Origin of the sequence: Caproiciproducens sp. MSJ-32 (assembly GCF_018918055.1) — a bacterium.
Classification (GTDB): Bacteria; Bacillota; Clostridia; order Clostridiales; family Clostridiaceae; genus Clostridium.
The window spans coordinates 1-22756 of sequence record NZ_JAHLPS010000128.1 but is presented as its reverse complement, the minus strand read 5'-3'; the positions used below and the strand labels follow the sequence as shown (position 1 = coordinate 22756).

The following is a 22756-nucleotide window of genomic DNA, read 5'->3' as shown; positions in this document are numbered from 1 at the left end:
TATATAAAATTATATATTAATTTTCCTTAGCTGTAGCTAATATTTGCTCTAGTTCTTTTACAATTTCATCCTCAGGATTTATTTTTTTAGCCAATTCTAAATGTATTTTAGCCTCTTCTATTTTATTTAAATTTAAATAACACATAACAATATTTGTGCAAACTTCTACTTCCTTTGTTGCCTCAAAAGCCTTCTTAAAGTATTTTATTGCTTCTTCAAATTGATTTAAACAAGCATAATTTATCCCTAATTCTACTATAACTTCATATATTCCAGTCTCTCTTTCAAGACTTTCATTTAAATAATAAATTGCTTTTTCATAATTTTCTAACTTTCTATAAGCAACAGCTAAATAATAGTAAATTAACGGATTATCAGGGAATTTCTCTAATAAATCTACAAAGATTTTTATTGCTTTAACGACATCTCCTTCTAAATACTCAATAGCTTTTTCATAATTTGATATATTATTAATATCATCAATTAACACTTCTATTTCATCGTCTACTTTTCCACCATTATTTATATATTCGTTTATTGCAATCTTGGCTCCTGCATAGTCATTTTCATCTTTTAATATTAAAGCCTTATATAAATAAGCTTCACTTATTTTTAATAAATTATTTTCACAATATTCTATATCCTTTAATAATATATCTTTAAAGGATTTATCCTTTTCTCTTATTGTTTCTCCTACTAAAAGAAGTTTTTTCATTACTTCTTTATCTTGTGAATATCTATAAAATCCCTTTAAGAGAATATATGCCTCTACTAAATGCTCTTCCTTAATATTTCTAGCTATTATACTTTTTATACAAGCCTCCGCATCATTAATATATGTTAATATAGTTTCATAATCTTCATTAAATCTTAGATTTTCATCTGCTCCCATTGAAAAAAACATACCTTCAATAAAATAATAAATAGGCAAATTTTTAATTCTAATTTCATCCTGTATATTTTCTGTTATATATTTAGAAGATATTGGTATATATAAATCCTTATTTACAAACTCTACATATTCGGGTATTTTTACCATTTCCTTGAAAGTTTTTTGATTTATTTCAAGAAATAATAATCTACCTAGTTTTTCTTTAAATACTGCATTATAATTCAAAATACAGAACCTCCTTAAAAATTACTTTACAATAAATAATACTATAATATTAATAAGCTTTCAAATATTAAAGTCATAATGAAAAAACATGTTATTATCAAAAATCATAAAAATAATAAGTAGGGCAATACCCTACTTATTATTTTCTAATTTAATTTTTCATTTATTAAAGCCACAACTTCATTTTTCAATCTATCAAGACTTTCATCAGCATCTTTTAAATCTTTTCCATTTGTTGCTATATATGCCTTCATTTTTGGTTCAGTACCAGAAGGTCTTATTACAAACCATGCTTCATTTTCTAATATAAATTTTAGAACGTTTGACTTAGGAAGATTAATTTCCTTCTTTTCTCCGGTTAATACATTTACTTCTTCTCTTAACTTATAATCATTTTTTATTATAACCTTAAGTCCATCTAAAGTTTCTATATTATTATTTCTGAAAGAATCAATACATTTAGCTATTTTTTCGCTACCTTCTTTACCTTTAAGTTCAAAAGAAACTAATGTTTCCTTGAAATATCCATATTTATCATATAAATCTATTAATGCATCATATAAACTCTTTCCTTGTTCCTTATAATATAAAGTCATTTCTGCAATCAATGTTGCTGCAATTACAGCATCTTTATCTCTAACAAAATCTCCAGCTAAATATCCATAGCTTTCTTCAAATCCAAAAATATAAGTTTTATTCTTATTTTCCTTATATTCTCTTATTCTTTCCCCTATATATTTAAATCCTGTTAGAACTTCTTCTACTTCTACATCATATTCCTTTGCAATACCTTTAACACCATCAGTAGTAACTATTGTTTTTATTATTGAACCATCTTTAGGAAGCTTATTTTCTTCCTTTAAAGATTTTAATATATATTCACATAATAATAATCCTGTTTGATTTCCTGTTAAGACTCTAAATTCACCTTCATTATCTTTTACTACAACACCAATTCTATCAGCATCTGGATCTGTTGCAAAAATTAAATCTGGATTGCTTTCTTTAGCCATTTCTAAGGCAAGTTTGAATACTTTAGGATCTTCTGGATTTGGATATGGTGCAGTTGGGAAATTTCCATCAGGTAGCTCCTGCTCTTTTACAACCTGAACATTTTCATAACCAAGTTCCTTTAAAACTCTTCTAACAGGCATATTTCCTGAACCATGGATTGGAGAATAGATAACCTTTAAATCCTTTGCTTTATCTTTAACTAATTTTTTTCTTATTGTTAATGACTTTACAGCATCAATATAAGCCTTATCAACATCTTCTCCAATATATTGCAATAGATTATCTTCTAAAGCTTTTTCTTCTGATATTGTTTTAATTAATGAAAAATCATTAACCTTATTAACCTCATTAATTATTAAATTTGCCTTTTCATCTGTTACCTGACCACCAAATTCATCATATACTTTATAACCGTTATATTCCTTTGGATTATGTGATGCTGTTACTACTATCCCACCATTACATTTTAAATGTCTTACTGCAAAAGAAAGCATAGGTGTTGGTCTTAAACTTTCATATAAATAAACTTTTATATTATTAGCAGCAAGAGTTAAAGCCGCTGCTTTAGAAAATTCTTTTGACATATTTCTAGAATCATAAGCTATAGCTACTGATGGATTATCAAAATTTTTATTTAAATAATTTGCAAAACCTTGTGTTGCTTTTGAAACAGTATATATATTCATTCTATTACTTCCTGCTCCAATAACTCCTCTAAGTCCACCAGTACCAAATTCTAAATCTTTATAAAATCTATCTTCTATTTCCTTTTCTTCTTTTATGTTTCTTAGTTCTTCTTTAATATCGTTATCAATTATTTCTGAAATTAGCCATTCTTCGTATTTTTCTTTATATAACATTTTACCCCTCCCAAAAATAGTTACAAATTTATTATACACTAAAGGAAATATTTATCAAATACTAATTCTATTGATTAAGGGGTAATTATTAATCAATTCCTCCTTCTTCTTCAGCAGCTTCATTATTTTCAGCTACAGTCCTTCTTTCATAACTTACTGAAGCTACTACTGTATTTAAGTCTTCAATAACGGAGAGTTCGGAAGCAATTTCTAAATCAGCAATTCTATAAACAGCTCCCTTGTTTAAATTTGCCATATTAACTTTTATACTCTTTGGTAACTTTTCAGCTACTCCTTCTACTTTGATGCTTTCTTTTTCTTTTTGAACAATCATACCTCTTCTATTAAGCAAATCTTCTCCAATATATTTAATAGGTATAGAAGAAATAATCTTTTGATTTTTCTCTAATTCTTGTAAATCTATATGAATTATTTTCCCTGTTACAGGATCTCTTTGAACATCTTTTATTAAAGCCTTCCTATCACTTCCATCTACTTGAAAGTTTAATATTCCGTGTTCCCCAATTTCTGATATCTCTCTACATAATTCTAATTCACCAACTTCAAACATGAAGTTAATTTTGTTTTTATTATATAATATTCCAGGCACCTTGCCATTTCTTCTTAATTGTTTTGCTTTATTATGCTTATCTCTCTTTATTAAATTTAGACTTTCCAATATAGATTCCTCCCATTAATATAATCTCTTATGATATTCTTGGCAATAAGTCTAAATTTTATACTATATTTTTAAGATTAAGTTTATTTTCCTAAATATAATTTATCGCAATAGCTGTAAAATACTAAAGCTGTCTTACAAATAAATTTTGTAAGACAGCTTTAGTATTTTAATTATAAATTTTAATTATAAATCATTTTTAAATAAAAACTTATAAGCCTAAATATTCTTCTAAAGTTAAATCACTATTAGCAAAATTTATACTATGTTCAACCCCAATATATCTAAAATGCCAAGATTCATGCATATATCCTGTTTTCCATTCCTTACCTTCTGGATATCTTAATATAAATCCATATTTATAGCAATTTTCCTTAAGCCAATTTGCCTCTTTTGTATATTTAAAATCTTCTTGTGCCCATAGGCTTCTATCTACTCCACCAATATCAAAAGCTAATCCTGTTTGATGTTCACTAAAGCCTGGCCTTGCAGAAAAAGTATCAGTTGATGATTGTCCATATGTATATACATAATTATTATATAAGGTCTCTTGTGTATAATAACTCCTATATGTTGAAAAAGCATTTAAATATATGCCTTCCTTTGTCGCATCTGCCTTCATTCGTTCAAAAGCTTCTCTAGCTTCAGGATCTTCTCCAGGTGAATATGTATCAGGAAGCCCATATTCTTTATTTACTATTAAGATTCCATTTATATATTTAGGTTCTCTTAAAGAAGGAGCTTGAAGGGAATTTTCTTCATATACCTCATCTATTTTTCTTTTATTTGCTAACTTCTTATTGTCCTCAATATATACTCTAAGAGTTTGTAATACACTTCTAGCCTCATTATATTTTTTATCCTTATATAAATTTTCAAACTCTTTTTTATAATTCATTATTATTTCTAATTCTTCCTCTAAAAAATCCTCTAACTTTTCATCATTTATTTCATTAAATTGCTTCTCTAAATATAATTGATTTCTTGAACTGATTTCATTAAAATTATTAGTTAATTCTGAAATCAAAACTTTTGCTTTACTGCTTATACCCTTGTCTAATAAATCTTCAATTTCCTTAACTTTATCAATTAAATTATCTTCTGCTACATCAGTATAAAGATACTTTATATTATCTTTCACATAATTAAATTCCATAATAAATTCCTGATTAGATTTAATATCTTCTTTAGTTAATGTATAAGATGCCAGCAAAGGAATATTATTTATATTAATAGGCAAAAATATTAATATATTTATAAATATAAAAGAAATAATCAACAAAAAAAATTTTTCTTTTATTGATTTTCTTCTCTTTTTATTTTCATTTTTTATCACTTTAAAGACCCCTAATTATAATTTTATTTTAGTATCTTATTAATTCTTTCTCTTAAATTTCTATCCAAAGAATAATCTCTTAAATAATATAAAGTATTATTTATTTCTCTATCGGAATCATCAAGCATATAATATGTTATAGCAGCATCCACTCTTAGTTCTTCATTTATATTATTTAAAGTTATTAACTTAGGCTCATTTTCTTCTAAAACTGTAATTTTTTCTAGATTTATAGTCTTACTGCCTAAAGATAAATCTTTTAAAAACTGTAAATGACCTTGAGTAAATCTTTCAGCAGCATTAATCAAATATTTTAATAATTTTAAAGACTTCTCAGCATCTCCTTTTTTAATATAAGTTTTATAAAAATGTTGAATTAACCCTATAACTTGATTGTTTCCTTTAATTTGAGACATACATCCAAGTATAGATATTTTTGTTTCATCATTAAAAGCCATTATATTTTCCATAATTGAATTTATTATCTCATCAGTTTTTATATTTTCACTTGCTAATTTGCATAATAAATTTGTAACCTTTATATATAAGTTATTATTTTTTTGTCCAATTTTTTGTAACAATGACACACCATGTTCTTTAAAATTGTATATTATCATTAATACAGTATTTTCAACTACTAATTTCCATTCTTCAGGATCGCTGTATTTCTCTCTAAAAATAGGAATTCTACTAATCTTTAAATTCAAATAATTTGGAAGATAATCAATATATTTTATACCAATATTAACTGCTGCTTCTTTTGCAGCTATTTTTACTCTTTCAAAATCCTCATATACACTTATAATTTCATAAATTTCCTTCAATATTAATTTATCAATTTCTTCTTCACTTAAATTATTAGCTTCAATCTTATTAATAGGATCAACATTTTCAATTGTTTCTATAGGTTCTTTAATTTCTATATTTTTCATACTATCTTCATTACTTTCCTCAAATTTTTCATCATCCATGTCTTCTTGAAGAAACTCCTCTTCATCTATCTCTCTATTCTTAATTAATTCTTTAATAAATTTTAAAAATCCCATTTATATCCCTCCAAAGCTGCATCACTAATTATTTCTATGCCATTTTCTTTTAATAGTTTAGCAGTAATACCTTGCCCTTTTATTTTATTTCCACTAAAAGTTCCATCATAAATATAATTTACTCCACAAGAAGGACTTCCCTCTTTCAAAATAGCTTTTTTAACATTACACTTCTTTGCTATATTTAAAGTTTCCATTGCACCCTTTATAAACTCTTCTGTAACATTTATATTATTTTTATTTATTATTTTATCTTCTCCCTTTAATACCCCTGCTGCTGTTCCAACTATTTCTGCAGGTATTCTTGGTGTAGGAAGTCCACCTAATTGTTCTGGGCAAACTAAAATTGCTTTTCCCTCTTTTAAAAGTTTTAAACATATATTATTTAAATTATTTTTACCATTATATTTACAATTTACTCCGCATAAACATGCGCTTATTAAGTACATAGCCTACACCTCTTTTCTATTAAAATTATAGCACAAAAGAGACCTATTTACATAAGTCTCTTTATTTATTTAATAGTATTTTAAGGATTTATTTTAAAGTTACTACTGTTACTCCATCTCCACCTTCCCCATATGCTCCTAATCTATATTGTTTGACATGAGGATGTTTTTTTAACATTTCATTTATTGCTTTTCTTAATACTCCTGTACCTTTTCCATGGACAATAGTAACTTCTCCTAGATTAGCCATATATGCTTCATCTAAATATTTATCAGTTCTATAACAAGCTTCTTCTGCATCTAATCCCCTTAAATCGATTCTATTTTCGACTCTGGCTAGATTTAATTTTAATTCCCTTTTCTTCCTTTCCTTTTTATTGCTGCTAGGATTATTTATCTTTCTTAAATCTTTTAGTTTTACATTTATTTTCATAATACCAGCTTCCACTTGAACTTCTCCTTTGGAATCCGGCATAGAAACTATAATTACATTTTGATTTAAAGAAGGTAGATATGCATCCATTCCAAGGGTTACCTTGGTAATTTCCTCTCCTTTATTTTCTCTTTCCTTGATTAAGGCAGCTTCCTTCTTTTCTAAACTATCTTTTAACTTTTTTCTTTCTTCTTCTAATCTAGCCCTTCCACCTTCAGCAATTCCTAGCTTTTCTAATTCCCTCATGGCTTTTAAAATTTCATCAGCCTCTTCTTTTGCTCTAAGAATAATATTTTTAGCTTCCTGCTTAGCTTCAATATAAGCCTTTTCTCTTACTTCTTCTAATCTTTTAAGCTTTTCCTCATATTTTGCTTTTATCTCTTCAGCTTCTAATTTTATTTTTTTTGCTTCTCTTGCATCACGATTTGCTAATATACTCTTTTCTTGTAAGTCTCTTATTAAATCTTCAAACTCTAAATTATCAGAAGAAATATTATTTTTAGCTTTATTTATTATTTCTTCACTTAAACCAAGCCTTTTTGAAATTTCAAAAGCATTAGACTTTCCAGGAACTCCTATTAATAATCTATAGGTTGGCTTTAAGGTTTCAACGTCAAATTCCACAGAAGCATTTTCTATTCCAGGTGTTTTTAATGCATAACCTTTTAACTCACTATAATGAGTTGTAGCTATAACCCTTGCTCCAATACTTCTTAGAGTATCTATTATTGAAATTGCAAGGGCAGCTCCTTCTACCGGATCTGTACCTGATCCTAATTCATCAAATAATATAAGGGAATTATTATCAGCCTGTTCCAATATCTTAACTATATTAGTCATATGAGATGAAAAAGTTGACAATGATTGTTCAATACTCTGCTCATCTCCAATATCCACAAATATCTTTTTAAAGAATCCAATACTTGAATTATCCTTCGTTGGAATTAATAAACCACTTAAGGCCATTAAATGAAGAAGTCCTACAGTTTTTAAGGTTACTGTTTTACCTCCAGTATTTGGACCAGTAATCATTAGAGTAGTAAATTCTTTACCTAGATATATATCTGATGGAACTACAATCTTTGGATCTATCAAAGGATGACGTCCTTGAATAATATCGAAACTATTATCCTCATTAACTATAGGGCACATTCCATTTATACTTGAAGCATATTTAGCTTTTCCAAAAATAAAGTCTAATTCAGTTAGTATTTTATAATTACTTTCTACTAAATCAATATTTTCATAAACCTTATTTGATAATTCACTTAATATTTTTTCTATCTCTGCCTTTTCTTTTAATTTTAATTCCTTTATCTCATTATTTAAATTTACTAAACTTATTGGCTCAATATATAAAGTAGCACCTGTAGAGCTTTGATCATGAATAAGCCCCTGTACTGCTCCCTTATATTCTGCCCTTACAGGTAATACATACCTATCTCCTCTCATTGTATAAATAGCATCCTGAAGATATTTTGAATTTGCTCTAACTATTGAATTAATTTTATCTCTAACAGAAGAAATCTTGTCCCTTAAATTTCTTCTTATATTTTCTAATGTCGGACTTGCTTTATCACTAATTTCCTCTTCAGATACAATTGAAATTTCAATAATTTCTTCTAATTTTCTAAGAGGAGTTAATATATCTGCTAGATCTTCTAACAATACATGAGGCATCTCTTCCTCTTTTCTCTTTATGTAATCTTTAAATCTTCTAGCACACCTTAACATTCCTCCAATTTTAAGTAATTGCCCAGGAGAAAGAACTCCATTTTTCTTAGCTCTTTCTATGCCTTCTCCCGAATCATAAAGCCCTTCAAAAGGAGGGTTTCCTTTTTTAATTAATAAATCTAAAGCTTCATCGCTTTCTTGCAGCTTTCTTCTTACTTCATACACTGTATCATAAGGCTTTAATTCATCAACTAATTTTTTAGCACTAGCTGTGATTACATATTCTTTTAATATTTCTTTTATCTTATTAAATTCAAGCACTCTAAGAGTTCTATCGTCCATAACTTCTCCTTATTATTTTTTATTTAATAAATCTAATATTAAACAATGTTAATTTCTAATAATTGAAATCAACTAATTATTTAAGTACAGAGGACACAGTTGCTAAAAAAAGTACTACTCACTTTTATAAATTACTCTATTCCTCTTCTATAATGTCCTTTTGTATATTTATTATTATCAATTTCTATTTCATTTCTTATCATTTTAATTACATTTTTAACTTCATTTTTGCTTTCATCTCTAAATTCTACTCTAAAAGAATTAACTCCAAGCTTTATTAAATCTTCCTTCTCTTCAATTAAATTTAATGGATAAGAATTTAGTATATAGCTTCTACAAAATACATCTGTCATTACCCTAAACTTTTCATTCATTCTATCAATTAGTGTAAAGTCATCTCTTGTGCATGCTAAGTTACACTCACTACAGGAGGATCTTCCTCCAAATGTACTTCCAATAGGACAGTACTCACTTATCATTAATTCTGTTTTTCCATAAATTAATGCTTGAACATTTCCCATATTGTTTTTAAGCATATTCTTTATTTCTTTTCTATTTAACTCTAAACTAAGAGTTGGGATATCAATTTCACTTTGATAAAATTTTAAAGCCTGAGAATTAATAATATTTAACTTATAATCTCCAATTATAAAAAGCTCATCCTTATACTTATTTATAATTCCTAAATTAACAGTTATCAATCCCTTTATATATGGTTTTAATTTTTCTATAAGCTCTACAACTTTATCAAATTCACTTTTAACTATATTAGGTATCTTTAAATATATATTAACCTTATCCTTTTCTTTTAATTCAATAATATCTTTAATTTTTAGAGAATCTCTATGACGACTAAATATATCAACTGCAATATCCCTTATTCCTTCTTCTAATAAGGCTTCAAACTGATTCTTAGTTACACATTGATAAATCATTTCTATATTCTTATCTAATTTTATCTTTTCTTCTTGTTTTTCTTTCTTTATTGCTCTTTTTCTTCTAAAAGATTTTGTTATTGATTTCTGTATTCCTTCAAGAGCTTCCCTTCTTAAATTATTTAAATCACTTATTCTTACAAAACCTTCCTCAAAGTTTTCAAATTCTACTTCATTTATTCTAAAGGGATAATCTCCAGACTTTTCTAGAGCTTCAATTACTCTATCTTTATCTAATGGCTTCTTTTCTGCTTTTTCGACGACTGCTCCTATAAATTCATAATCTAATCCATTATAAGAAATTTTTATAGTCATAGACTTTTGAAGCTCAAAATTTATCTTCGCCTTTAAAGGAATTTTTCTTTCATATGCTTTTAGGTAATCTTTTAATTCATCAAATAATTTTTTATCAGAAGACTTATATAACTCATCACCTTTTTTATAAGACTTAGGATAAATTTCTACTTTTTCTCCTATCTTAGCTTCCTTTACTTCCTTGCCTTTTAATAGAATTTTACTAATTATAAATCCCTTATCCTTAACCCTAAAACCATCACCTAAGGATATATCCTCCTTCAACTGAATTTCTCCATTTTTATTTACCTTTCCTAAAAATACCCCTGTATTTCTTGGATGCTTAAAGCTAATTAAATCACTTCCCAAATTTTTATATAAATATGCAGTAGAAAATCCTCCTCTGTTAAATAGTTGCATTAATTCCTTTTTTCCTTTTTCTGCATCAAACTTTTTATTATATAAAATTTGATCTACTGCCTTTCTATAATTATCTACTACACCAGCAACATATTCAGGTCTTTTCATTCTTCCTTCTATCTTTAATGAATACGCACCGGAATTAATAATATCCTCTATATTATCTATTGTACAGGTATCCTTTGGACTTAATATATAAGCTTTTTTCTCAGAAGTATTGTTTCCTTTTATCGTATACTCCATTCTACATGGCTGGGCACATCTTCCTCTGTTTCCACTTCGCCCACCTATCATGGAACTCATTAGACATTGCCCTGAATAGGATATACATAAAGCCCCATGGACAAAAATTTCTGTTTCTATATTTAAATCCTTTGAAATATATTCTATTTCCTTTAAGGATAACTCTCTAGACAACACTATTCTATGAAAGCCTTTTTCTTTTAAATATAAGGCTCCTTCACCATTATGAATAGTCATTTGTGTTGATGCATGAATTTCAAAATCAGGATATTCTTCTTTTATTCTTTTAAATAACCCTAAATCTTGAAGTATTAAAGCATCTACCCCAATTTCATAGAGAAAACCTGCATATCTTACGGCTTCCTCTAATTCATTTTCTTTTATTATAGTATTTAATGTTACATAAATCTTAGCACCATAACTATGAGCATAATCTACAGCCTTAATCATATTATCATTATCAAAATTTGAAGCGTATGCTCGAGCAGAAAACTTACTCCCACCAAGGTAAACTGCATCAGCACCTTTATTTATAGCTGCATAAAGACTTTCCATACTCCCAGCCGGAGCTAAAATTTCTACTTTTTTCATAAATACTTCTCCTAATTCTACATTTAAATTATTAATTTCTTTAGTTATAATCTTATATTAATTTCTACTAATTATATATAACATAAATATATCAATTTTTCCATTCTATTATAATAAAAAACAGTTTAATATCAAATTAAACTGTTTTTTATTATAAATATTCTTTTCTAGCATAGAGCTATACTTCTTTAATTAATGGATTACTAAGCCTTTTTGCCTTTGCTAATTCAACCTGGGAATCAAGAAGCTTCTTTTCTAAATCCAAAACTTTATATTTTGTAGTCTGTAATTGAAACTTAATATCCTTATTTTGAGCCTTTAAACTCTCTTTCTCATTATTTATTTTTTTATAGTCTTCTTCTATAAGCTTAAATCTATCATTTATACTGTTTAGCTCTTCTAGCAATTCTATTTCTTTTTCTTTAAGTACATTATTATTTTCTGTCAATTTTTCTCTTTCTTTTTCTAATTTCTCAACTTGTTCTTTTAATGTTTCAATTTGCTTTTCATATTCCTCTATTTTATTCTTTTTTAAATCTTCTAATTGTTTATTTAAATTTTCAGTAACTCTTAAATGGTTAAAATTATTTTTTTCTATTTCTTCTTCTAACTCTTTTACCCTTTGTTCTAATCTTGAACTTTTTTCCTCTAAAGTTTTATTCTTTTTTACCAAGTTTTCAATTTCAATATCTGCCTTAAAAAGTTCATCTGCTATATTTAATGAAGCTAAAGTTGCAGCTGCAGTGGTACTAAGTTTTCTATTGGCATTTGTAATATCTCTTACCTTGCTATCTACATAATTTGAAATTTTTAATAAGTATTCCTCATTTTCTCTTCCCTTTAGATTATATTCAACTCCATTTATCCTAATTGTTACTGTATTCATAGCACACCCCATTAAAATAATAATATTATTATATTAATTTTAACATAAAATCTATTACTAATATATTATATTTCAATGTAATTTTTGATACAGAAAGAGAAAATTAGAAGTTAAATATTATCTTAAAATAGCACCAAGTTTGTGTTCAAGACTTCTTAAAATCTTATCATGTACCTTATTGACATCATTATCTGTTAAAGTCTTATTATTATCCCTATATGATATTGAATATGCTATACTCTTCTTTCCTTCAGGAATTTGAGAACCTTTATATATATCAAATAATTTTACCTTTTCTACTAAATTAGCGCCTGCTCTTCTTATTGCATCTTCAATATCTTGGACTAAAATTTCATCATCTACAAGTAAAGCCATATCTCTTGTAACCGCAGGGAACTTTGGTAATGGCTTATATGACTTCGTAATATTCGCATAATTAAATAATATATCTAAATCTAATTCAGCTAAATAGCAATTAGTATCTATACCATAATTTTCTGTTACAGTAGGATGAACTTCACCTAATGTACCTGCCTTTTCTTTTCCTATCATTATATTTGCTGTCTTTCCTGGGTGATAACTTAAATTTTCTGTCTCTCTAGTAAATTTAATCTTATTTAAGCCAAGGGTGTCTAGAACATTTTCAACTACTCCCTTTAAATCAAGAAAATCACATTCACCATACATTCCAATAGTTAAAATATTCCTTTCTTGAGGAAGCTTTCTTTCATCTTCATTTTTAATATATATTTTACCAAGCTCAAATAATCTTACATAATCATTATTTTTTGAATAATTTCTAGCCAAAGCTTCCATCATTGAATGGATAGTTGTAGTTCTCATTACAGAGTAATCTTCTCCTAGTGGATTCTTAATTTTTACTACATTTCTTAATTCACTATCAACAGGTACATTAATCTTATCAAAAACCTTTGGTGATATAAATGAATAGCTGATTGATTGATTCACTCCACTAGCAATCATTGCTTTAATAACTTCTTCTTTTAATATATCCTTTTTATATTTCGGTTCCCTTTCTGTAGAAACTTTTGATATTGTTGTAGGTATTTTATCATAACCATATATTCTAGCAACTTCTTCTGCAATATCTTCTTTTATTCCAAGGTCAACTCTAAAGGTTGGTATTGTGATTACTAAATTATCTCCATCTAATGTTGTTTTTAAATCGATTAAATCTAGATAATACTTCATATCTTCCTTTGAAATGTCAGTACCTAAGAATCTATTTATCCATTTTGAATCAACAGTAATTGAGCCTTCTTCCTTTTTAGCAGGATAAATATCTATTGTACCTTCCATTATTTCACCGCAACCAAGCTCACAAATTAATGCACAGGCTCTATCAAGAGCTAAAGCTGCCAAATTTGGATCTATATCCTTTTCAAATCTTGAAGAAGCTTCTGTTCTTAAATTTAATTTTTTAGAATTAACTCTTATATTAGTTCCATCAAAATTTGCTGCTTCCAAAATAACTTCTGTTGTATCATCTTTAATTTCTGAATTTAATCCTCCCATTAAACCTGCTAAGCCAATAATAGTTTCATCATCTTTTATACAAAGAAAGTTTTCATCTAACTCTCTTTCTATTCCATCTAGAGTGATAAACTTCTCATTATTTTTAGCTCTTTCTACAACTATTTTTCTGCTTGATATTTCCCTTGCATCATAAGCATGCATCGGCTCTCCAATTTCTAGCATTACAAAATTAGTAATATCTACTATATTATTAATTGGTCTAATTCCGGCATCCATTAATCTTTCTTGCATCCAACTTGGAGATGGACCAATTTTAACATTTTTTATACCTCTAGCCATAAATCTTCTGCATAAATTATCTCTTACTTCTACTTGTAAATGATCTTTTATATTTTCTTTTATCTTAACTTCATATTTTAAATTTGGCATTTGATATGATTTTCTTAAAGCTGCTGCAGCTTCCCTTGCCATACCAATTATACTTAAGCAGTCTGGTCTATTAGAAGTAATATCAAAATCTAATATAGATTTGTTTAACCCCAAATATTCCTTTATATCAACACCTATTGGAGCATCTTGAGCTAATATCATTAAACCATGAACAGGCTTATCTCCAGCTATTCCCAATTCTTCTTCTGAGCAGAACATTCCATTAGAAACTTGACCTCTTAATTTTCCTTTCTTTATTTCTGTTCCATCTGCTAGAATTGATTTATGAAGAGCTACAGGAACGATATCATTTTCCTTCATATTTGTCGCTGCTGTAACTATTTGTATTAATTCTTCCTTTCCTATATCAACTTGACAAACCTTTAATTTATCTGCATCAGGATGCTTCTTTATTTCAACAATTTTACCAGTTACGACATTCTTTATTTTATCTCCTTGAGTTATTACTTCCTCTAATTGAGATCCTGTTAAGGTTAGTTTATCTCCTAGTTCCTTAGCATTTACATCTATATCAACGTAATCTTTCAACCAATTATATGGTACTTTCATTTGTCTACCTCCTATAAATTAAAATTGATCTAAGAATCTCATATCACTTTCATATAAAAGTCTAATATCATCGATACCATAGCTTAACATAACCATTCTATCAACACCAAATCCAAAAGCAAAACCACTATAAACTTCTGGATCTATTCCACAGTTTCTTAAGACATTTGGATGAACCATACCACAGCCTAATAACTCAATCCATCCACTATTTTTACATACCTTACATCCTTTTCCACCACAGACAAAACATGTTGCATCCATTTCAGCTGAAGGTTCTGTAAATGGAAAGTGATGTGGTCTAAATTTAGTTTTTACACTATCACCAAACATTTTTCTGGCAAATAATTCTAAAGTTCCTTTTAAATCTGCAAAAGTTACTCCTTTATCAATAACCAGACCTTCCATTTGATAGAATATTGGTGAATGAGTTGCATCTACAGAGTCTGATCTATAAACCTTACCTGGTGCAATCATCTTTATTGGAGGTTTTTGATTTTCCATAACTCTTATTTGCACAGGAGATGTTTGAGTTCTAAGAACCATGTCATCATTTATATAAAAAGTATCTTGTTCACTTCTAGCTGGATGATTTTTAGGAATATTTAAAGCTTCAAAATTATAATAATCTAATTCAACTTCTGGTCCTTCTTCAACAGTAAAACCCATTGAAATAAATATATCTTCCATTGCTTTTAAAGTTAATTCTAAAGGATGCCTTTTTCCTATTATCTTTTTTCTGCCTGGAAGAGAAATATCAATAATTTCAGAAGCTAATTTTGCTGCTTTTTCCTTTTCTTTTATAGCTTTAGCTACTTCCTCTATTTTAGCTTCTAATTCAGCCTTTATTTCATTTACTAATTTACCAACTATAGGTCTTTCCTCTTTTGATAAACTACCCATAGATCTTAAAATAGTAGTTAACTCTCCTTTTTTACCTAAATATTTTACTCTTATTTCATCTAAGCTTGAACTATCACTTACTTCAGTTAAGCTTTTTAATGCATTTTCCTTAATTTCCATTAGTTTTTCTTGCATTAATTTTCCTCCTTATTTTTATATAATAAAAAAACTTCGCCCAAAACAAAGGGACGAAGTTATCGTGTTACCACCCTAATTGATAATATAAATAAATTATATTATCCACTTAATTCAAATAACGGTAAAACCGCTAGAAACTACTTTATTTCACTTCTAGAACTCCTGAGGGAACTTCAACATAATAACACAATAAATCGGCTTTCAGTCCACGACCAATTCTCCCTGAAAAGTTTATTATATTTACTTTCCTCATTCACAGTTTTTACATATTTAATTTATTATATATTATATAGCCTAATTTTTATAATTTCAAGCTAAATATTCTATTTTTACTATTAAGATGATAATCAGCCTATAATAAATTTTGCCTTACCTTTTCAAACAGTATTATAGCCGTTGCAACTGCAACATTTAATGACTCAGCCCCCCCTGGCATTGGTATTTTCACTTTTTTATCAGCTAAATTAAAAAGCTCCTCGCTAATACCATTACCTTCATTACCAACAGCCAACATTACCTTTCCTTTTAAATTTTCATCAAAAAAATTTTTCGATTCCTTTAAAGATGTTGTTACTAAAGATACTCCTTTAGCTTTTAATTTTTTTATTATTGAAAAATCAGCATCATCATAATAAATTGGAATATAAAATATTGATCCCATGGTAGATCTTATGGTTTTTTCATTATATATATCTACAGTTCCCTTTGTTAATATGATTCCATCTACACCAGCAGCGTGAGAAGTTCTTATAATTGTACCTAAATTACCTGGATCTTGAACCTTATCACAAACCACATAAAAATTACCATTTAAATTTTCTTCTATATTTTTAAATTTAGCTACAGCTAAAATCCCTTGAGGAGTTTCAGTAGAAGATAAGCTTAAAAATAAATTTTTTGAAATGACAATAATTTTATCTTCATTTATATATCCCCAAAAATCAGTTTCTTTTAAATTAGTTAAATTATCTTCAGTAATAAAAATATATTCTATATTTATTTTAGCTTTAACTGCCTCTTCTATAATACGAAAACCTTCTAAAATAAATTTTCCTTCTTTAATCCTAAACTTTTTCTCTTTAAGTTTTTTTATTGTTTTATATAGCTTATTATCCTTGCTTTCTATGTAAATCAATATTTTACACCTCTTTATTTTGAAATTAGTTTTTCTATTTTATCTAAATCCTCTGATTGAATTATTGCTATAATTATATCATTTTTAAGTAAAACTTCTTCTCCCAACGGTGAAATTATTACTTTTTCATTTCTCTTAATTGCTATTACATTGATTCCATATTTTGTTCGTATTCTTAAATCTTTTATTAATTTTCCAATCCATTTATTTGGAACCTCAATTTCCATAATTGTATAATCAGAAGAAAATTCTATATAATCTAATATATTTGATGATACTAAATTATGAGCAACTCTTATAGCCATCTCTTTTTCTGGTAAGACTACTCTATCAACACCTATCTTTCTTAAAACTTTTCCATGTAAATCATTTTTAGCCTTAGCTATTATATATTTAACCCCCAACTCTTTTACTAATATTGTAACCATAATACTGGACTGAATATCTTCACCAATTGTTATTATTGCTACATCAAAATTATCAATCCCTATTGATCTTAAAGCATTTTCATCTGTTGCATCTAATACAACAGCTTGAGTTACCTCATCTGCTATTTCTTGAACCAAACTTTCCTTTTTATCTATTGCTAAAACATCATTTCCAAGTGCTTGTAAAGTCCTAGCCATAGATGAACCAAATATTCCAAGTCCAATAACTACAAATTGTTTATTATGCATTAGCCTTATCACCTATCCTATTAATATTTTACCTTTTGGATATTTATATTTTATATTTTTATCACTTTTTCTTATAGATAATATCACTGTTAAAGGTCCTAATCTACCAATATACATAAGCATAATAATAATTTTTCCGAAACCGCCTAAATTCGGAGTTAAATCCAATGTAGAGCCAGCTGTACTTAAAGCAGCAGTTACCTCAAAAAATATACTTAATAAATCCACTTCCTCATAAACATAAGATAAGGTTATAGTTGATATAATTATCAATGATATTCCTAAAAAATATAGTGAAAGCTTTATAAATTAAATCCTTTGTAAATCTTCTTCCAAAGCATTCAGTATCTTCTCTTCCTCTTACTACTGATACTAAAGTTAAATATATTATAGCTACTGTAACTGTTTTAAGTCCTCCAGCCGTTGATCCTGGTGAACCTCCAATAATAATTAAAATAATAATTAAAAATTTACTTGAGTTTGTTATATCTGCCAAATTAATAGTATAAAACCCTGCAGTTCTTAATGATATAGAAGAAAAAAAAGAATTTAATATTTTTTCTTGAAATTTCATATTTCCTAAAGTAACTTCATTATTATATTCGAATAATAATATAAGTAACCCTCCGATTATAATAAGAATTGATGTGGTTATTAGCGATAACTTTGAGTGAATTGAAAGATTTATATTATTCTTATTTCTTAAAAATTCTAAAATCACTGGAAATCCAATACTTCCAATAAATATAAGAAAAGTAATAACAAAAATAATAACTAAATTTTTATCATAGTTTATAAGACTACTTCCAAATAAATCTATCCCTGAATTACAAAAAGCTGATATAGAATGAAAAATACTATATAAAATTCCTTGCTTAACCCCATATTCCGGGATTAACTGTGTTGATAAAATTACTCCTCCCAAAATCTGAAAGGAAAAAGAAATCAATAAAATACTTTTTATATCTTCAACAATATTTTTAATAGAAAATATATTCATTGATTCTTGTACAAGCAATTTATTTTTTAATGTTATTTTTTTACCTAATAATTTGGAAAAAACTACAAAAAACGATACAAATCCCAAGGATCCTATTTCTATCAATATGGCTATTATAAGCTTTCCAAATCCACTCCAATGCTTTGAAGTATTTATAGTAGTTAACCCTGTGACACATACTGCTGAGGCAGAAGTAAAATTGCATCAATAAAATTTGTATAATTATTTTCATTAGATGAAATAGGAAGCCATAATATTAATCCTTCAATAAATATAATTAATATAAATCCAATAGCCAATATTTGAACTAGATTTAAATTTTTTTGGTTATATTTATTAAATCCCATATAACACCTCAAATATAATTTAATTTACTATTTTATTATTTACACTTCAAAAAAACAATATTATAATATAAAAAATGCGACCCTTAGGTCGCTTAAATTTATTTATTTAATTGAGCCTTTGCTACTTCTACTAAATCAGCAAATGCTTTTGGATCATTAATAGCTATTTCTGATAACATTTTTCTGTTCATATCAATTCCAGCTAACTTAATTCCGTTTATGAATTTTGAATAAGATAATCCATTCATTCTTGAAGCAGCATTAATTCTTGCAATCCATAATCTTCTAAAATCTCTCTTCTTTAATCTTCTTCCTACATAAGCATTTCTTAATGCTCTTATAACTGTTTCATTAGCAGTTTTAAATAATCTGCTCTTTCCACCATAATAACCTTTTGCAAGCTTTAATACTTTTTTATGATTTTTACGTGCATTTACCGCTCTTTTAACTCTTGCCATGTTTCAAACCTCCTATTTTATAAGTATGGTAATAATTTCTTCATTGCTTTCTCTTGAGTAGTTGAAACGTAAGCAGTTTTTCTTAAGTTTCTCTTTCTCTTAGCACTTTTCTTTGTTAAGATATGACTTTTAAAAGCTTTAGCTCTTTTTAATTTTCCAGTACCTGTTTTCTTAAATCTCTTTGCTGCACCCTTATGAGTTTTCATTTTTGGCATTATAAAGCCCTCCTCTCAATAATGAATATATTAATCTTACTATTTAAGTCTTTATGCTGTCATAAGAAACACAATAAAAAAAGACAGCAAACTGCCGTCCTCACACTATCCAAAATCTTAATTTTAGCTAATAAAATTAAGTTTAGAATACATAACCTTACTAAGCTAGGCCGTAAGGTGAGAAACGACTTTGTTTCCTCTTAACATATAGTATTATATTATTAGCTAAATTAGTTGTCAACCTTTATTTATTTTTATTTTACATATTATTATCCTAGTTCAACTCTATCTTCAAAAACATTTATTATAGTTTCTAAAAATTCTTTATTTATACAATTATCTTTCCCATATATCTTAACTTTCCTAGGGGCATTAGTGATTAACCCACTAATGATTATATCTTCCATTTTCGCTTCTGTATCGATTTCTGTATCTGCAATTTCTTTCATGAATTCATTAAAAATATCCTTACCTGCTTTATTCTTTATTATATATTTTCCTCCTTCATTTATAAATATATCTATTTCTTCAATTTTACTTTCCTGAATATCTACAAAATATTTAAGAAGTTTTACAAATTCCTTATATTCTTTTTCTACCATATAGTTTTCTATAACTTTATCAATAACTCTTTCAATATTACTTTTTAACTCTTTCATTCTAAACCTAATGAAACCATTTATATTAATTTCTGAATTTTCCTCCAAAAATTCTTTTATTTTTTCTATTATATTATTTATTCTATTCATATAATAAACATAATTTTCTGCCTCTGTAAAACTTTCAAGCATTAAAATTTTCATTATTTGTTCTTCTACTTCAATAATTTCTTCTTGCTTTAAAAAGAAATAGTTTTCTGTTATATAGTCAAACATCTCACGATTTTTGTACTCTTTAATTACAATTTTATATAAAACATTACTCATATATAAATCAATTATATCCTTTACCTTCTCACTATAACAATTATCATCACAAAGTAATTTTACAATATGATTATCTTGTTCCACACTTTCTACTATTCCAATATTTATATCTTTCTTTTTAAGAATATTTCTAAGTTCGTATATATCACTAATGAAATTTAGTTCAGTATCATAGACAAGTTTTTGTACAAGCACGGATTTCACTCCCTTTCTAATAATAGTATGTTTAAAAATTTTAACTATATTCAAAATTATTAAAGTGATAAATCTCAATTTTATATATAATAGAATTGATAATATTTAAAGGAGACATACATATGATTTGCTTTATTGATTACAGAACCAGCGAAGAAGAAAGAAATTCCTTAAAAGCCCTTAATCTTACTCTAATTGAAATTCCACCTTGTAATAATTTGTATGAAGCAATAAATGGACACGTTGATATACAATTAAATATAATAGACAAAAATAAAAAAAGAATAATAATACAAAAGGAAATGCCCGAAGCTTTTAAAAAAATGCTTGTCAAAAATAATATTTCATTTATTGAAAGCAAAAATTCCTTAGAATACAAATATCCAAATAATATTATTTTGAATTCATTAATACTAGATAATTATTTTGTGCATAATTTAAATTTCACTGATCCTAATTTATTAGATACGCAAAGAAATAAGAAATTAATTAATGTTAAACAAGGTTATACTAAATGTTCTGTATTAGTAGTTGCAGATAAAGCTATAATAACTAATGATAAATCAATTTACAAAAATTTAATTAAAGAAAATTTTGATATTTTACTTCTTCCTCCTGGAGATATAATCTTGGAAGGCCTTGATTATGGCTTTATTGGCGGCACAGGAGGACTGATAAATAAAAACACAATGGCCTTTTTCGGCAGCCTTGAAAACTACTTATATGGCGAAAAAGTAAAAAACTTTTTAACTAAATATAATGTAAAACCCTTGTATCTGTCCAATGGAAAACTTATAGATAGGGGAAGCTTAATGCTTTTATAGTCCTTTATATAATACGTTTCTAAGATATAAAAGTTTCTTGTGAACTTATCTTATTGTCTTATTATTATATATAAAGATAAATAAAAAGGTGCTATTAAAACAGCCCCTTTTATTTATCTAGTTTATTTATTATTCTTTTAATAAAATATTCTTTATATCATTTATTTTCTTTTTTAAATTGCCATAACTCATATAAGATTTACACTCTATCTTATCTAAAATAATAAGAACTTCTTCAATATTTTCTTTAAAGTCATAATATGTTTGATTTCCTCTTCCCAATTTATCTGCTATAAATAAAAGTACTATATCATTTATTTTATTACTTTCTAGTAAACCCTTATAATCTGCAAATTTCATGTTTTTACTTATATAAATGTGATGCATATGATATCTAACTAATATTTTTACATCTTCAGCAAGTCTATCTTCTCCATATCGCCTTATCAAATTATAAGCCATTTCTGCACCTTCTCTATCATGGTCATAGGATCTATACCTGCCTCTAATAAATTTTGTTGTTGGTATTTTTCCTATGTCATGCAATAATGATGCACACATAAAACTTCTAATATCTTCAGAAAATTCTTTTATTAATGCAGCTATATCTACAACCATTTTAGTATGATTCCACACATTACCTTCAGGATGGTATTTTTTCTCTTGAGGTATATCTTTTAATTTAACTATTACATTAAAATCAGATTCTTTGAAATCTTGTCTTTGTATAATCCTATCCAGTTCTATAGAGGGCTTATTTTCCTTTAGAAGTATTTCTTCTATATTTTTTAGTATATTATTTTCCATATTTACACCTCCTAATAAAATTATTAGTTTTGTTAAGTTATATGATATTTGAATTTCATCTCCCCTTTGAGTTATCTTATATATAGAGAAAAACAAAATGCCTCCGAAGGAGAGATGAAATTATGTGCAAATTATTGAATAAAATTTCATGTCCAAGATGCCATAGTCAAAATCTCTATCGCTTTGGAAAAGACAAAGCAGGTAATCAAAAATATCAATGTAAAGACTGTAGACGTCAGTTTACTTTTGAAGATTGTAGGGGTAAGAAAAATCGTATATTGAGAGGATATCCTCGTTGTCCTGTTTGTGGTAATGG

At 27.0% G+C, this 22756-nt stretch carries 19 protein-coding genes, 1 pseudogene and 1 other annotated feature; of the genes and pseudogenes, 2 read left to right on the top strand and 18 right to left on the bottom strand.

What is annotated here, in order from left to right; translation table 11 throughout:
• Positions 1–16: 16 nt before the first annotated feature.
• The 17 genes and pseudogenes from KQI16_RS12725 to ytxC form a co-directional block, all read right to left on the bottom strand.
• Positions 17–1117 carry a tetratricopeptide repeat protein gene (locus tag KQI16_RS12725; RefSeq protein WP_216434951.1) on the bottom strand — a complete coding sequence of 367 codons (1101 nt, stop codon included), beginning with the start codon at positions 1115–1117 and terminating at the stop codon, positions 17–19.
• 146 nt (positions 1118–1263) lie between these two features.
• Positions 1264–2991 carry a phospho-sugar mutase gene (locus KQI16_RS12720; RefSeq protein WP_216434949.1) on the bottom strand — a complete coding sequence of 576 codons (1728 nt, stop codon included), beginning with the start codon at positions 2989–2991 and terminating at the stop codon, positions 1264–1266.
• A gap of 88 nt (positions 2992–3079) precedes the next feature.
• Complete coding sequence (locus tag KQI16_RS12715; protein WP_216434947.1) at positions 3080–3670, bottom strand: 50S ribosomal protein L25; 591 nt, start codon at positions 3668–3670, stop codon at positions 3080–3082.
• A 211-nt stretch (positions 3671–3881) separates the two neighbouring features.
• Positions 3882–5006: a M15 family metallopeptidase gene (locus KQI16_RS13180; RefSeq protein WP_330654233.1), complete on the bottom strand. Its 1125-nt coding sequence runs from the start codon at positions 5004–5006 to the stop codon at positions 3882–3884.
• 23 nt (positions 5007–5029) lie between these two features.
• Positions 5030–6052 (bottom strand): hypothetical protein, encoded by a 1023-nt coding sequence (locus KQI16_RS12705; RefSeq protein WP_216434945.1) that lies wholly within the window; start codon positions 6050–6052, stop codon positions 5030–5032.
• Positions 6040–6501 (bottom strand): DUF523 domain-containing protein, encoded by a 462-nt coding sequence (locus KQI16_RS12700; RefSeq protein WP_216434943.1) that lies wholly within the window; start codon positions 6499–6501, stop codon positions 6040–6042. Before KQI16_RS12700 ends, KQI16_RS12705 begins: the two co-directional genes overlap by 13 nt.
• 88 nt (positions 6502–6589) lie before the next feature.
• On the bottom strand, positions 6590–8950 hold the full coding sequence (locus tag KQI16_RS12695) for an endonuclease MutS2 (protein WP_216434941.1): 2361 nt from the start codon (positions 8948–8950) through the stop codon (positions 6590–6592).
• Positions 8951–9081: 131 nt separating this feature from the next.
• Positions 9082–11433, bottom strand: a complete 2352-nt coding sequence (locus KQI16_RS12690; protein WP_216434939.1) for a DUF3656 domain-containing U32 family peptidase — start codon at positions 11431–11433, stop codon at positions 9082–9084.
• Positions 11434–11611: 178 nt separating this feature from the next.
• Positions 11612–12319 carry a cell division protein ZapA gene (gene zapA, locus KQI16_RS12685; RefSeq protein WP_216434937.1) on the bottom strand — a complete coding sequence of 236 codons (708 nt, stop codon included), beginning with the start codon at positions 12317–12319 and terminating at the stop codon, positions 11612–11614.
• Positions 12320–12436: 117 nt separating this feature from the next.
• Positions 12437–14815: a phenylalanine--tRNA ligase subunit beta gene (pheT, locus tag KQI16_RS12680; RefSeq protein ID WP_216434935.1), complete on the bottom strand. Its 2379-nt coding sequence runs from the start codon at positions 14813–14815 to the stop codon at positions 12437–12439.
• Between the two features lie 18 nt (positions 14816–14833).
• Positions 14834–15853 (bottom strand): phenylalanine--tRNA ligase subunit alpha, encoded by a 1020-nt coding sequence (gene pheS / locus KQI16_RS12675; RefSeq protein WP_216434932.1) that lies wholly within the window; start codon positions 15851–15853, stop codon positions 14834–14836.
• 46 nt (positions 15854–15899) lie between these two features.
• Positions 15900–16122, bottom strand: a binding site (T-box leader).
• An 86-nt stretch (positions 16123–16208) separates the two neighbouring features.
• Positions 16209–16991 (bottom strand): TrmH family RNA methyltransferase, encoded by a 783-nt coding sequence (locus tag KQI16_RS12670; protein ID WP_216434930.1) that lies wholly within the window; start codon positions 16989–16991, stop codon positions 16209–16211.
• 14 nt (positions 16992–17005) lie between these two features.
• Positions 17006–17668, bottom strand: a complete 663-nt coding sequence (locus KQI16_RS12665) for a potassium channel family protein (RefSeq protein ID WP_216434929.1) — start codon at positions 17666–17668, stop codon at positions 17006–17008.
• Between the two features lie 12 nt (positions 17669–17680).
• A pseudogene (locus KQI16_RS12660) lies at positions 17681–19015 on the bottom strand (TrkH family potassium uptake protein).
• Between the two features lie 98 nt (positions 19016–19113).
• Positions 19114–19473: a 50S ribosomal protein L20 gene (gene rplT, locus KQI16_RS12655; protein WP_119864763.1), complete on the bottom strand. Its 360-nt coding sequence runs from the start codon at positions 19471–19473 to the stop codon at positions 19114–19116.
• A gap of 17 nt (positions 19474–19490) precedes the next feature.
• The gene (rpmI, locus tag KQI16_RS12650; protein WP_119864762.1) at positions 19491–19688 is read right to left on the bottom strand and encodes a 50S ribosomal protein L35; all 198 of its coding nucleotides are present in this window, start codon (positions 19686–19688) and stop codon (positions 19491–19493) included.
• Between the two features lie 269 nt (positions 19689–19957).
• Complete coding sequence (ytxC, locus tag KQI16_RS12645; protein ID WP_216434927.1) at positions 19958–20809, bottom strand: putative sporulation protein YtxC; 852 nt, start codon at positions 20807–20809, stop codon at positions 19958–19960.
• 122 nt (positions 20810–20931) lie between these two features.
• Here ytxC and KQI16_RS12640 point away from each other — a divergent pair, with 122 nt between their 5' ends.
• Entirely contained in the window at positions 20932–21633 is a 702-nt protein-coding gene (locus tag KQI16_RS12640) for a DUF6873 family GME fold protein (RefSeq protein ID WP_216434925.1), read from the top strand.
• A gap of 129 nt (positions 21634–21762) precedes the next feature.
• Here KQI16_RS12640 and KQI16_RS12635 read toward each other — a convergent pair whose 3' ends face one another.
• A complete protein-coding gene (locus KQI16_RS12635; RefSeq protein WP_216434923.1) occupies positions 21763–22440 on the bottom strand; it encodes an HD domain-containing protein in 678 nt (225 codons plus the stop codon).
• A gap of 122 nt (positions 22441–22562) precedes the next feature.
• Here KQI16_RS12635 and KQI16_RS13175 point away from each other — a divergent pair.
• On the top strand, positions 22563–22756 hold a 194-nt coding region (locus KQI16_RS13175), incomplete at its 3' end, for an IS1/IS1595 family N-terminal zinc-binding domain-containing protein (protein WP_442861798.1).

Bases quoted from the DNA above. Each gene is read 5' to 3' on its own strand.
- KQI16_RS12720 (WP_216434949.1), bottom strand. From the start codon at position 2,991: ATGTTATATAAAGAAAAATACGAAGAATGGCTAATTTCAGAAATAATT.
- KQI16_RS12705 (WP_216434945.1), bottom strand. From the start codon at position 6,052: ATGGGATTTTTAAAATTTATTAAAGAATTAATTAAGAATAGAGAGATA.
- KQI16_RS12700 (WP_216434943.1), bottom strand. From the start codon at position 6,501: ATGTACTTAATAAGCGCATGTTTATGCGGAGTAAATTGTAAATATAAT.
- KQI16_RS12695 (WP_216434941.1), bottom strand. From the start codon at position 8,950: ATGGACGATAGAACTCTTAGAGTGCTTGAATTTAATAAGATAAAAGAA.
- KQI16_RS12690 (WP_216434939.1), bottom strand. From the start codon at position 11,433: ATGAAAAAAGTAGAAATTTTAGCTCCGGCTGGGAGTATGGAAAGTCTT.
- zapA (WP_216434937.1), bottom strand. From the start codon at position 12,319: ATGAATACAGTAACAATTAGGATAAATGGAGTTGAATATAATCTAAAG.
- pheT (WP_216434935.1), bottom strand. From the start codon at position 14,815: ATGAAAGTACCATATAATTGGTTGAAAGATTACGTTGATATAGATGTA.
- pheS (WP_216434932.1), bottom strand. From the start codon at position 15,853: ATGCAAGAAAAACTAATGGAAATTAAGGAAAATGCATTAAAAAGCTTA.
- KQI16_RS12665 (WP_216434929.1), bottom strand. From the start codon at position 17,668: ATGCATAATAAACAATTTGTAGTTATTGGACTTGGAATATTTGGTTCA.
- rplT (WP_119864763.1), bottom strand. From the start codon at position 19,473: ATGGCAAGAGTTAAAAGAGCGGTAAATGCACGTAAAAATCATAAAAAA.
- rpmI (WP_119864762.1), bottom strand. From the start codon at position 19,688: ATGCCAAAAATGAAAACTCATAAGGGTGCAGCAAAGAGATTTAAGAAA.
- KQI16_RS12640 (WP_216434925.1), top strand. From the start codon at position 20,932: ATGATTTGCTTTATTGATTACAGAACCAGCGAAGAAGAAAGAAATTCC.
- KQI16_RS12635 (WP_216434923.1), bottom strand. From the start codon at position 22,440: ATGGAAAATAATATACTAAAAAATATAGAAGAAATACTTCTAAAGGAA.